A 12,891-nucleotide genomic window follows, 5' to 3' on the forward strand; every position below is an offset into this window, starting at 1 on the left:
ATCTGGATCGAAAATGGCGGCTCCCCCCGCCTACCGCAAGCCCCAAATGTGCTGGGTCTATTCTGGGCAAAGAAAAAGGGCACCCGCCAGCCGCTGGTGCCCCCTCTCATTGCCAGACCCTATTACGCGATCAACGCGTCGGCTTGGTCCCGCCATCGGCGATTTCCGCCTTCAACTCACGGATACGCTTCTCCATCGTATCCCGAAGGCCCGGCGTCGGCTTCGGACCCAGGGCGGCCAGGGCGGCTTCAAGCTGCAGCAGAGCTTTGCGCTTTTCCGCGTCATTGCGCTTCAAGGGCCGGTTGTCGCTGCGCTGTCCATCCATCGCACGCATGGTTCAATCCTTGTCGGTCAAAGTGGCAATTTTCCAAACGAAAAAGCCCCGGCCAAAGGCACGGGGCTTTTTTCCGTTCACCAAATGACGATGAAGTAACCGTCTTGGTTAAACCCGCTCTGAATGAAGTCATTCAAGAGAGGGTGGCGTCCCCAACGGGATTCGAACCCGTGTTACCAACGTGAAAGGCTGGTGTCCTAGGCCTCTAGACGATGGGGACGTCGTCGGTGGGCGGTTAATTAGCCGTCCCGACCGGTCAGATCAAGCGTTTTTTTTCATATATTTGCATAACGCCTATTCGTGACCTTTTCACACACGGCCCCTTCGGAACGATTGATTAGGATCGGTGGCGCTCCAGCACCCGCTCCACCCGGTATTCCAGATCCCGGATGATGTTCAGCGGCGGCAGGCCGCGCAACACGCGATACACCCCGGCCAACTGCGCCAAGGCAACGGGGTGTTTCGGCCGGGCCCGCAAGAACTCGACCCGGAATTTCAAGCCAATCTCCAGCCGCTGTTCCAGGTCCGCTTCCTTGGACCGCAAATGCCGATCCTGCCCTTCCTGCTCCATCAATTTCTTCACGGCGCTGAACAACAGGGCAGCGGCGCTGGCGGTCCCCACCTCCTCCTCCGTCGGAGCGTGGGTCATGTCCGGTTCCAGCCGGACATCGCTACCCCTGCGGTCGCGCATCTCCCGGACCGGTAGAACCAGCAGGCAATCCTGCATGGCCGCGTGGAGGAAACCATCCACGGCAGACAGAACGCGCGCCCGCGCCTCCATCAGCAGTTTTTGCCATTCGGGATTGGGTTCAATCTGGATTTCCTCCGCCAGGCCTTTGATCATCAATGCCGCATCAGAGACCAGGCGGGCCGATGTCATCAGCCAGACGCGCCGTTCCGCCCCCTGGACGCCACCGGCGGCCCGCGCGATCTCACCCAAAGTACGGGTGAGATCAGAGAAAAGGCGGGCTGGAATCAGCCGGGCCGAACTGGATCCTGCTGCATGGGACATGTCATTCGACAAGACCCGCACCAGACGCAGGGCGTGGAAGGGCTGGGCCAGCATGGCCATCAAGCCCAGGAAGAAATACTCAACCAGTTCGCTGCCAATATCATGCAAGTTCAGATAGGCGGTACGGGCCGCGATCACGATGGGGGGCGTGAATTCAGTAATCCGTTCTCCGGCAATGATACCGGCAGTGCGCCGCACCCGATCAAAAGCGGGAGAGAGGTGCGGGTGCAAGCGCAGCAGCAACCCGATCTCCCGCATATCGGCCAGCGCGCGGTCACCACCCAGGATCGCCGCCAACTCCCCCCGTCGGCCACAGGACCGTTCCGCGTCGGCCAGAATCGTCAGCGTGACCTCTCCTGCCGCGACTGCCCCCCGACTGGCAATATCGTCCAGGTCTGCCCAGCGCTGCTCCTGAAGAGCGGAGCCATATTCCCCTTCCAGCAGGGTCAGGCGGGCACGGTGCGGCGAAGCGTTCAAAACCCGCCACCACGGCGTCAAAATAAGGCGCGGCAAAGCGCCGTTACGTTTGTCGGCGGCGGCTTCCCCATCATAAAGGAAGGTTTCCACCGCGCGGCAAACCGCACGCTGAAAGGTCAATATCCGTTCCGGCCGCAATTCCCGCAAACGTGGGCGCATGCTGTCCAGAATCTGCTCGTCCGCAGGGTCCCGCTGTTCCGCCGCACGGGCCATTTCCAGCGCCCTGGCCACCCGCAGCAAAGCGCCTTCATCCAAACTGTTGAAATGGTTTTGGAGTTTCTGCACAGCAGGAGAGGTGCCGGGCGCAGCGGATGCGCCGGTTTCCGCCTTGTCGCTTCCAGTGCTGTCCAGCGGCGTACCCGCTGACCGCGCATTCATGGCAGCACCGCCCTTCCAAAAGGCCTGAACTCAGGGATTTACCTACTGTTAATATAACCGGAGTTGCAGAACCTGTCTGTATCGATTTGATCGAATATAGGCATGATAAACGATTAAATTCGAAGGAAGGTCCGATTAATCGTTGATGAAGTTTTCATGTTGTTTCCGAAACAACACGTTCGCAACCCCCTCAGCCGTTGAACCCGGCAGGCGCCGCATCGTCGATCAGAAGCTGGACACCGTCATTCCCGTTCCACCGGTCAGGGCGCAGCGTGCCGGCCAAGTGCATGGGCCTGCCGCCCGTTTGCAGCAGGGCCGGTCCCATATCGCTATCCATGGCACGAAAGGCGATGGCTTTCAGCCGGCTGCCATCATTTCCCGTCAGGATACAGCGCACATGGTTTGCCCCCACCACATCCGCCTTCACGACGCGGGCATCGGTGACAGCGAAACGGGGTTCCGCATTGCCAGTGCCATAGGGGGCCAGCCGTTCCAGATGGCGCATCAATTCCGGATTGGCAGCGCGCACGGACAGGGCGCCATCCAGGGACAGGCTGGGCACCAGCGGCCCCAGATCGTCCAACTGTTTGGCAATCCGTTCCCGCAGGAAGGCGCGCAAATCCTCCACCAGTTCCCGCGCCACGGTGAAGCCCGCCGCCATAGCATGGCCGCCGCCGGCGACCAGCAATCCTGCCTGCCGGGCTGCAATGATGGCCGCCCCCAGATCGACCCCGCGCACCGACCGGCCCGACGCCTTGCCAAAGCCGCCATCCAGCGCCACCACGCAGGCGGGACGGTTGAACTTCTCCTTCAAGCGGGACGCGACGATGCCGATCACGCCGGGATGCCACCCTTCCCCGACCGCCAGCACCAGCTCAGGTGATCCATCGGTCGCCTCCACCTGGGCCATCGCCTCTTCCAGCACCACCGCTTCGATGGTGCGACGCTCAGCATTGAACTCATGCAGTTCACGGGCAAGCTGGGTTGCCTCCGCCGCATCCTCCGTACAGAGGATACGGCTGCCCAGATCGGCGCGCCCCACCCGGCCCCCGGCATTGACGCGCGGGCCGATAATATAGCCGGAATGGTAGGCGTCCATAGCCTCCTTCACCCCGGCCACATCGGCCAGGGCGCTGATCCCGGCATTGCCGCGCCGCCCCATGACCCGCAGCCCCTGGGCCACAAAGGCCCGGTTCAGCCCGACCAGGGGCACCACATCGCAGACCGTACCCAGGGCCACGATATCCAGCCAGCCCATCAGGTCCGGCGGGGCGATGCCGGTCTGGGCATAAAAGCCGCTGTCGCGCAGGGCGCGGTTGATGGCCACGATCAGCAGGAAGGTCACCCCCACCGCCGCCAGGGTGGAAAGCGGGCCGCCCGCCGGCTCATCCAGCCGGTTGGGATTGACCACGGCGGTGACGTCGGGCAGGCGCGGCTCCGCCTTATGATGATCGACGACAATCACTTCCAGACCAGCCGCCACCGCCCCATGCAGCGGATCAAAGCTGGTGACACCGCAATCGACCGTCACCACCAGTTGGATGCCTTCTTCCTTCAGCCGCAGCAGGGCGGGCAGGTTCGGGCCATAGCCTTCCTGGATTCGGTCGGGGATATAGACGCGCAATGGCCGGTCCAGGGCCTGGAAAAAGCGAAACAGCAGGGCGGTGGATGTCGCGCCATCCACGTCATAATCGCCAAAGACCGCAACCTTCTCCCCATCCCGAATGGCACGGGCGATCCGGTCGGCAGCGATATCCATATGTTTCAGGCTGGACGGGTCCGGCATGAAGGCGCGCAGGGTGGGCGACAGGAAATGTTCCGCCTCCTCCAGCCCGACACCACGCGCAGCCAGAAGCCGCCCCACCAGTTCCGGCAATCCATAGGACTGGGCCAATGCCAGGGCCATACAGTCATCGCCCCCCCGGATGCGCCAGCGACGGCCGCAGATGGAGGATTCGACGCCCAGGAAAGCCGGTTCAAGCATGGATCACTGTCACTTTTCATCAACGGTACGGCAAGGCGCCGATGCGCCACGCTTCACATCCCCCGTTGATAGCGCCAATCCCCTGCCCTGACCAAGAGGCCCTGAACGCAAAGGCGCAAAAACACCAACGGCCTTTGATCGGTCTACGATCAAAGGCCGTTGGACAACCGGGAAAGGTCGGCCCGCAAGGGCCGCCCCTTCAGCGATCTTACTTCTTGGCTTCCGGGATCATGCTGGTCTTGGTCCGGAAATTATGGTGCGCCTCGACATAGCGCACCGTGCCGGACTTGGAGCGCATCACCACGGAATGGGTGATGGCGCCGCCGGCGAAGCGGCGGACGCCGCCCAGCATCGGGCCCGTGGTCACGCCGGTGGCGCAGAACATCACGTCGCCCTTGGCCAGATCATGCAGGCCATACTTCTTGTCCAGATCCGTCACGCCCCAGCGCTTGGCACGTTCCCGCTCGGCGTCGTTGCGGAAAATCAGGCGGCCCTGGAACTGACCACCGATGCAGCGCAGGGCGGCGGCAGCCAGCACGCCTTCCGGCGCACCGCCGGAGCCCATATACAGGTCGATGCCGGCCGCGGGCTGGGCGGTGGCGATCACGCCCGACACGTCGCCGTCACCGATCAGCATGATGCGCGCACCGGCCTCACGGACCTTGGCGATCAGGTCGGAATGGCGCGGACGGTCCAGAATGCAGACCACCAGTTCCGAGACGTCAGCACCCTTGGCCTTGGCCAGGTTCTTCAGGTTGTTCTCAACCGTCTCGTCCAGATCGACCACGCCTTCCGGCAGGCCGCCGCCGACGGCGATCTTGTCCATATAGACGTCAGGCGCGTTCAGGAAGCCGCCGGCCTCCGCCATCGCGATCACGGCCAGGGCGTTGGGGCCGCCCTTGGCGCAGATGGTGGTGCCTTCCAGCGGGTCCAGCGCGATGTCGATCTTGGGACCGTTGCCGGTGCCGACCTTCTCGCCGATATAGAGCATCGGCGCCTCGTCGCGCTCACCCTCACCGATCACGACGGTGCCGTCGATCGACAGGGCGTTCAGCGCCTTGCGCATGGCGTCCACGGCAGCCTGGTCGGCCGCCTTCTCGTCGCCGCGCCCCATCAGCAACGACGCGCTGAGGGCGGCCGCTTCCGTGACGCGGACCACTTCCAGCGCCAGGTTGCGATCCATCACCAGCGAGATGTCGCCCTTCGGGTTGGAATTGCTCATCTTATGCTTTCCTCCAAGGGATGGCAGTGCCGGTGTCCGGTGCCGGCACCGTTCAGAAATCCTCAATGCGGATCATGCGCGGCGGTTCCAGCACGGCGTCCAGCGCCATGATCTGGTCCAGGGCCTGCTGCATGGCCGCTTCATCCGTATCGTGCGTGGTCAAGACGACGGGAACCGCCTCGCCCGGCGCACGCCCGCGCTGCAGGAATGCCTCCATGGAAACATCATGGTCGCGCAGGGTGGCGGCAATATCGGCGATCACGCCCGGCCGGTCCACTACCATCAGACGCACATAATAGCGACCCTGACGACCGCTGATCGGCGATGGCACCAGCGGTGCCAGATCGGCAGCCGGCAGACCAAAGGTCGGCGTGGAATGGCCACGGGCAATATCGATCAAATCGGCCACCACGGCGGACGCTGTGGGGCCGGCACCGGCGCCCCGGCCAACCAGCACAACCTTGTCCACGAAGTCGCCATCCGCCACCACGGCGTTGAACACGCCATCGGTAGCACCGATGGGGCTGTTGATCGGCACCATGCAGGGATGGACACGCTGTTCGATCCCCGTCTCCGTCCGCCGGGCGATGCCCAGCAGGCGAATCCGGTAACCCAGTTCCTGCGCATAGTCGATATCAACGGCGGAGACATGGCGGATGCCTTCGACATGCACTGATTTGAAATCGACATGGGTGCCGAAAGCCACCGCCGTCAGCACGGCCAGCTTATGCGCAGCGTCAACCCCGTCCACATCGAAGGAGGGGTCGGCCTCGGCATAACCCAGCCGCTGGGCATCGGCCAGCACATCAGCGAAGTCGCGGCCCGTGGTCCGCATCTCCGTCAGGATGTAATTGCAGGTACCGTTCAGGATACCGTGAATTTCACGGATATCATTGCCGGCCAGACCTTCCCGCAGGCCCTTGATGGCGGGGATGCCACCAGCTACCGCCGCCTCGAACGCCAGGGTCAGCCCGGCTGTTTCCGCCGCATCGGCCAGGGCTGAGCCATGATGGGCCAGCAGCGCCTTATTGGCGGTAACCACATGCTTGCCAGCGGCCAGAGCCGCCTCCACCGTATGTTTGGCGATCCCGTCGGACCCGCCGATCAGTTCCACCACCACATCGACATTATCATCCACCGCCAGATCGGCGGCATTGTCGTACCAGCGGACGGAAGACAGATCGACACCCCGGTCGCGGGTGCGGTCACGGGCGGAAACCGCCGTGACCTGTACCGCGCGGCCGCAGCGCTTGGCCAATAATTCACCATGGCTGGACAGCAGCTTCAGCACGCCGCCGCCAACCGTGCCCAGCCCGGCAATCCCGATGCGAAGAGGTTTGGCATCTTTCATGGCGGTCATCCTTAATCCACGGAAACAGTGCTGACGGCGATCGGCGCATTGGCCTTGCGGACCTTGTCCAGGAATATCTTGATATTGTTAGTGGCCTGCCGGATGCGCTGCGTATTTTCCACCAGGCCAAACCGCACATGGGTATCGCCATACTCGCCGAAACCGATACCGGGGCTGACGGCAACCTTGGCCTCCTGCATCAGCACCTTGGCGAATTCCAGGCTGCCCAGATGCTTGAACGGCTCGGGGATTTCAGCCCAGACGAACATCGACGCATTGGGGCTGGGAACCATCCAGCCGGCCTGGTGCAGACCCTTGACCAACACATCGCGGCGCTGGCGATACAACTCGCGAATTTCCAGCACACAATCCTGCGGCCCGTTCAGCGCGGCGGTGGCCGCCACCTGGATGGGGGTAAAGGCGCCGTAATCGACATAGGATTTGAACTTGGCCAGCGCGCCGACCAGCTTTTTGGAGCCGACACCAAAGCCCACGCGCCAGCCCGGCATGTTGTAGGTCTTGGACAGGCTGTTGAATTCCACCGTGATGTCGCGGGCTTCCGGGATCTGGAGAACCGACGGCGGCGGGTTGCCGTCGAAATAGATCTCGGCATAGGCGATATCGGACAGGATATAGATGCCGTGCTTCAGGCACAGATCCACAATCGGCCGGTAGAAATCCAGCGTCACGGTCTGCCCGGTCGGGTTGGCCGGGAAGCTGACGATCAGGGCCGTCGGCTTGGGCACGGAATGCTTGATCGCCCGCTCCAGCGCGGGGACGAAATCATCCAGACCGGCAGAAACCGGGATATGGCGCAAGGCGGCGCCGGCCAGCATGAAGCCGAACGGATGGATCGGGTAGCTGGGATTGGGCACCAGGATCACGTCACCAGGGCTGGTGATGGCCTGGGCCAGATTGGCCAGACCTTCCTTGGAGCCGATGGTGACAATCGCTTCGGTTTCGGGGTCGATATCGACATCGAAACGGCGCTTGTAATAGGCGGAGATTGCCTTGCGCAGGCCGGGGATGCCACGGCTCTGGCTATAGCGGTGCGTCTTGGGGTTCTGCACCGCTTCCACCAGCTTCGCCACGATATGCGGCGGCGTCGGCTGGTCGGGATTGCCCATCCCCAGATCGATAATATCCTCCGCGGCGGCCCTAGCTCGCGCCTTCATCGCATTCACTTCTGCGAAGACATAGGGCGGAAGCCGCTTGATGCGGTGGAATTCAGCGTCGCTCATGGGACCTGGGCACCGGGTTTGAGAAAGTAGGGGCGAAATATGTAGCGCACCGGCTTCCCCAATCGCGACATGATTTTACAGAAATCCATCGCCTTGCTGCCATGAACGAAAGGGATGGCGGCATGAACGATGTTCTCACCCTCCCCCCAGGCTTGTCCCGGATTAGGGGCTGGCATCCGGCGGGCGGGGCAGCGCATCGGGCAGCGGCGGCGGGGCTTCCGGCAAGGTGGGGATATCCACGGTTGGCGCCTGCGGGGCAGTACCCTGCGCACGCAACCCTTCCCCCGTGGTCGTCCCTTCGTCCCGATCCACCTGCAACCGGTCCAGCAGGGCCTGCCGCTCAATAGGGGACGAGAAGGATTCCGGCCGGGGCGGCACACTGGCGAGGTTCGCCTCCCCCGGCATACGGGGATCGGCGCGGCGAATCGGTCGGGCGCCGGTCAGGGCGCGAACCGGGTCGGTATCCCCCAGATCAGATGCGACAGCGGGCGCCGGCCCATCATCAAACACGATGTCAGGCAGCGGTATTCTGGCGCAGCCGCCAAGGCCAGCCAAGGCCAGCAGGGCAACCAGGGGGACCACCTTGCGGCGGCGTGATGATGTGTCGGTGAAAATCATGGCCGGATCGTGTATGAAAAAGTGTCTTGCGGCAACAACCGCCGCATCCTCCCGATCCCGGCGGAATAATCAAGATAACCGGGGCCTGCTTGGCGCGCCGTTCCAACGCATCCGTCAGAGGAAATGTCAGAATGCCTGATCCGCAAACGCCTGAAATCAAAATTCCCGATCCGGTGGAGATGTCGCGCCATATGGCGACCATCGCGGAGCAGAGCCAGCGGCTGGTGACGGAATTTTTGCAGCGACAGGATATGTCGGGCACAGGCGCGCAGGATGCGATGCATATCGGCGCCGCCTTCATGGAAATGACGGCCCGCATGATGGCCGATCCGGCCAAGCTGATGCAGGCGCAATGGTCGCTGTGGCAGGACTACATGGCCCTGTGGCAGCACACGACCCAGCGCATGATGGGGCAGGTCACGACCCCGCTGGTGACCCCGGCGAAGGAAGACAAACGCTTCAAGGACAGCGCGTGGGATGAGAACACGCTGTTCGACTATATCAAGCAATCCTACCTGCTGACGGCCCGCTGGCTGCAATCCACCGTGCATGAAGTGCAGGGGCTGGACGAGAAGACGGCCAAGAAGGTCGATTTCTATACCCGCCAGTTCGTGGATGCGATGGCGCCGTCCAACTTCGTCATGACCAACCCGCAGGTGCTGCGCGCGACGCTGGAATCGGGTGGCGAAAATCTGGTCAAGGGGCTGGAGCATCTGCTGGGCGACCTGGAGCGGGGCAAGGGCCAGCTCGCCATTTCAATGACCGATTACGACAAATTCAAGGTCGGGGAGAATATCGCCGTTACCCCCGGTCAGGTCATCTACCAGAATGAGCTGATGCAGCTCATCCAGTACAACCCGACGACGGAGCAGCAGTTCAAGCGGCCACTGCTGATCGTGCCGCCCTGGATCAACAAATTCTACATCCTGGACCTGCGCCCCGCTAACAGCCTGGTGAAGTGGCTGACGGATCAGGGCCATACGGTCTTCATCGTTTCCTGGGTTAACCCGGACGAGGCGCTGGCCACCAAGACCTGGGAAGATTACATGGATGCCGGCCCCCTCGCCGCCCTGGATGCCATTGAGCAGGCGACCGGCGAGAAGGAGATCAACGCCATCGGCTATTGCATCGGCGGTACGCTGATGGCCTCCACCCTGGCCTATATGGCGGTCAAGGGTGACGACCGGATCAAGAGCATCCTGTATCTGGTGACGCTGACAGACTTCACCGAGCCGGGTGAGCTTTCCGTCTTTATCGACGAGGAGCAGTTGGCGGCCCTGGAAGAGAAGATGAACAGCCAGGGCTATCTGAATGGCCAGTCCATGGCGACCACCTTCAACATGCTGCGCGCCAACGACCTGATCTGGTCCTTTGTCGTCAATAATTACCTGCTGGGCAAAGACCCCTTCCCCTTCGACCTGCTGTACTGGAATTCCGATTCCACCCGCATGCCGGCGGCCATGCACAGCTTCTATCTGCGCAACATGTATCAGCGGAACCTGCTGGTGCAGCCGGGTGGCCTGACATTGAAGGGCGTGCCCATTGATCTCGGCCAGATCAAGGTGCCAACCTTCATGCTGTCCACGCGGGAAGACCATATCACCCCGTGGAAATCCACCTATGCCGCCACCCAGCTTTATGGCGGGCCGGTCAAGTTCGTGCTGGCCTCCTCCGGCCATATTGCCGGTGTGGTCAACCCGCCCTCGGCCAACAAATACGGCCATTTCCTGAATACGAAGCTGCCCAAAGACCCCGATCAGTGGCTGGCCGGCGCCAAGCAGGTGGAAGGAAGCTGGTGGCCGGAATATGCCAAATGGGTGCAGCGCCATGGCGGTGGCAAGGTGCCGGCCCGCACCCCCGGTGACGGCAAGCTGAAGCCCATCGAGCCGGCACCCGGCGCCTATGTGAAAGTCCGTGTCCTGGACTAGCAGGTTATCCCTCTGCCACACCCATCCCCCTATTGATAACAACAGGGGGATGGGCCCGGCGTGGACATCAGTTTGTAGCAATGGCCGTGGTGGTGCCGCTGTTCATCTTGCGACGCTGGTTCGCCAGTTCCATCACAGCGGCACGCAAGCCCGGATGACGGGCCATGAACTGGTGGAAATCACGCCGGTCCAGCATCAGGAATTCACAATAATCCAGGGCGGTGACGTCGGCACTGCGGCGCCGGCCGCTCAGCAGCGCCATCTCCCCGAAGAAGGTGCCCCGCTCCAGCTTGATCGTGTGGCCGGCAGCCTGGACGCTGACGCTCCCGGACGAGATGAAATACATGCCATCCGCCCGATCCCCCCGGCGGATAACCTTCTCACCCGGTGCCGCCGTGCGTGGACGGAACATCAAGAGCAGCCGCTCCAGCTCCTCCCGATCCAGGCGTGACAGTACAGGGAAGGTCTGCTCCAGTCCCTGGACCTGCAGGCTGTGGGTGCGTTCCTTTTCCTCCATCCGCTGGCGTGCCCGCTCAATCTCCTGCTCCAGGGCAAGGAATTTTGGCAGCCCCTGCACATCCCCGGCAGGGGCACGCGCTTTCATCCCCTTTTCGATCCGCCCCACAATGTAGAAGCTCAGCGGGTTGAGTGTGATGGAGAGAAGGGCCCCGGCCAGCACCAGATCGCGCCCTTCCGGCGGCAGCAAACCCAAGGCCATGCCGAGCCCGACCAGGATGAAGGAGAATTCCCCGATCTGCGCCAGACTGGCGGAAACCATCAGGCCGGTGGAGGTTGGGTAACCCAGCATCCTGACGATGCCGAAAGCGAAAATCGACTTGCCGACGATAATGGTCAGCAGCACCGCCGCAACGGCAACCGGCTCCCGCACCAGGATCGAAGGGTCGAACAGCATGCCGACCGATACAAAGAAAATGACGGAGAAGGCATCCTGCAACGGCATCGAATCCGCCGCTGCCTTATGGCTGAAACGCGATTCGCTCAACACAACGCCGGCAAAGAAAGCGCCCAGGGCAAAAGACACTCCGAACAGTTTGGCTGAGCCATAGGCGATGCCCAATGCCACAGCCAGAACGGCAAGGGTGAACAGCTCCCGCGAGCCTGTGCGGGCAACCTGGGCCAGCAGCCAGGGCACCACACGGGGGCCCAGGGCCAAGGCCAAAGTGGCAAAGATCGCCACCTTGCCCAGAGTAAGCGCAAGTGTCAGCAGAACCGACCCGTCGCTGCCACCACCGCCATGCCCATCAGCACCGGCGAGCGGGTGCCCGCCCAACAATTCCGCCGCCGCCGGCAGCAGAACCAGGGCAACCACCATGGCAAGATCTTCCACAATCAGCCATCCGACAGCGATACGGCCATTGGATGTGTTGAGGAGATTGCGCTCCTCCAGCGCCTTCAACAGCACCACGGTACTGGCAACAGACAGGCTGAGCCCCAGGACCAGCCCTGCCCCCAGGCCCCAGTCCCAAAGGCTTGCCAACCCCACACCAAGGCCTGTCGCCGCGAGGATCTGGACAATGGCGCCCGGGATTGCCACCCCCTTCACCGCCATCATGTCGGAGGCCGAAAAATGGAGGCCGACCCCGAACATCAGCAGGATGACGCCCATTTCCGCCAGTTCGGTGGCCAGTTCACCATCCGCAACAAAGCCAGGCGTGAAAGGACCAACCAGCACCCCTGCCATAAGATAGCCAACCAATGGCGGCAATCGCAGACGGTCGGCCAGCATGCCCCCGGCAAAGGCGAGAACGAACGCCACCGACAGGGTCGCAATCAGATTGGCTTCATGGGGCACAGATGGTTTTCCCAAAAAACGGGATACGGGTGCCGATAATTAATGGATTTATTCAATAACGAAAAGGCCGCCCCTTCAGGGATTTCAGGTTTTATTCATCAGGGCTCTGCATATCCCAGCACGCGCAAACGCAATTCATACTGGCCGGGGTCGCGGGTGAAAAACAGACCACCATCCTGTTCCGATCCTGCCGGCACATAGTCAAAGACCGTGTAGGAACGCTCCACCATCTGGCCGTCACGCATCAAAATGCCTTCCACTGTCACCTGCGCCCCCGTGGTCCCGCCGGTGTTGAAGGCAGTGATACGTGCATGCCATTGGCCGCCCATAGCGGCGACAGTTTCCACACGCGCCCTGATCACCGGATCGCCACCGGACCGGAACAGCCCTTCATATCCCAGCACGCCGACCGCCCCCAGGAAGAGGCATAGACCCAGCAAGGACATGGCCCGCGCAAGCCATGACAAGGCAGCCGAGCTTTCGCGGTCCTGATCCTGCCCTTCTTCATCGTCCCGATGATCAGCGATCGCCAT

At 62.4% G+C, this 12,891-nt stretch carries 10 protein-coding genes and 1 tRNA gene; 1 reads left to right on the forward strand and 10 read right to left on the reverse strand.

The window, feature by feature from the left end:
* Window positions 1-130 precede the first annotated feature (130 nt).
* The 8 genes from G473_RS0120315 to G473_RS0120350 form a co-directional block, all read right to left on the reverse strand.
* Window positions 131-334: a hypothetical protein gene (locus G473_RS0120315; protein WP_029014607.1), complete on the reverse strand. Its 204-nt coding sequence runs from the start codon at window positions 332-334 to the stop codon at window positions 131-133.
* Between the two features lie 144 nt (window positions 335-478).
* A tRNA-Glu gene (locus G473_RS0120320) sits at window positions 479-554 on the reverse strand.
* A gap of 117 nt (window positions 555-671) precedes the next feature.
* Window positions 672-2,201: a hypothetical protein gene (locus G473_RS0120325; protein ID WP_029014608.1), complete on the reverse strand. Its 1,530-nt coding sequence runs from the start codon at window positions 2,199-2,201 to the stop codon at window positions 672-674.
* A gap of 190 nt (window positions 2,202-2,391) precedes the next feature.
* Window positions 2,392-4,185 (reverse strand): single-stranded-DNA-specific exonuclease RecJ, encoded by a 1,794-nt coding sequence (recJ, locus tag G473_RS0120330; protein ID WP_029014609.1) that lies wholly within the window; start codon window positions 4,183-4,185, stop codon window positions 2,392-2,394.
* A 208-nt stretch (window positions 4,186-4,393) separates the two neighbouring features.
* The gene (glpX, locus tag G473_RS0120335) at window positions 4,394-5,368 is read right to left on the reverse strand and encodes a class II fructose-bisphosphatase (RefSeq protein WP_035708792.1); all 975 of its coding nucleotides are present in this window, start codon (window positions 5,366-5,368) and stop codon (window positions 4,394-4,396) included.
* Window positions 5,369-5,459: 91 nt separating this feature from the next.
* Window positions 5,460-6,758 (reverse strand): homoserine dehydrogenase, encoded by a 1,299-nt coding sequence (locus tag G473_RS0120340; RefSeq protein WP_035708795.1) that lies wholly within the window; start codon window positions 6,756-6,758, stop codon window positions 5,460-5,462.
* 11 nt (window positions 6,759-6,769) lie between these two features.
* On the reverse strand, window positions 6,770-7,999 hold the full coding sequence (locus G473_RS28120; RefSeq protein ID WP_035708466.1) for an LL-diaminopimelate aminotransferase: 1,230 nt from the start codon (window positions 7,997-7,999) through the stop codon (window positions 6,770-6,772).
* Window positions 8,000-8,161: 162 nt separating this feature from the next.
* Window positions 8,162-8,617, reverse strand: coding sequence for a hypothetical protein (locus G473_RS0120350; RefSeq protein WP_029014612.1), 456 nt, complete (start codon window positions 8,615-8,617; stop codon window positions 8,162-8,164).
* A gap of 131 nt (window positions 8,618-8,748) precedes the next feature.
* Between G473_RS0120350 and G473_RS0120355 the strand changes: the two genes are divergently transcribed.
* Entirely contained in the window at window positions 8,749-10,545 is a 1,797-nt protein-coding gene (locus G473_RS0120355) for a PHA/PHB synthase family protein (RefSeq protein WP_029014613.1), read from the forward strand.
* A 67-nt stretch (window positions 10,546-10,612) separates the two neighbouring features.
* Here G473_RS0120355 and G473_RS0120360 read toward each other — a convergent pair whose 3' ends face one another.
* Both G473_RS0120360 and G473_RS29600 read right to left on the reverse strand, forming a co-directional pair.
* Window positions 10,613-12,358 (reverse strand): cation:proton antiporter domain-containing protein, encoded by a 1,746-nt coding sequence (locus tag G473_RS0120360; protein ID WP_029014614.1) that lies wholly within the window; start codon window positions 12,356-12,358, stop codon window positions 10,613-10,615.
* 98 nt (window positions 12,359-12,456) lie between these two features.
* Window positions 12,457-12,891, reverse strand: coding sequence for a hypothetical protein (locus G473_RS29600; RefSeq protein ID WP_051330524.1), 435 nt, complete (start codon window positions 12,889-12,891; stop codon window positions 12,457-12,459).

The organism is Niveispirillum irakense DSM 11586, assembly GCF_000429645.1.
Taxonomy (GTDB): Bacteria; Pseudomonadota; Alphaproteobacteria; order Azospirillales; family Azospirillaceae; genus Niveispirillum; species Niveispirillum irakense.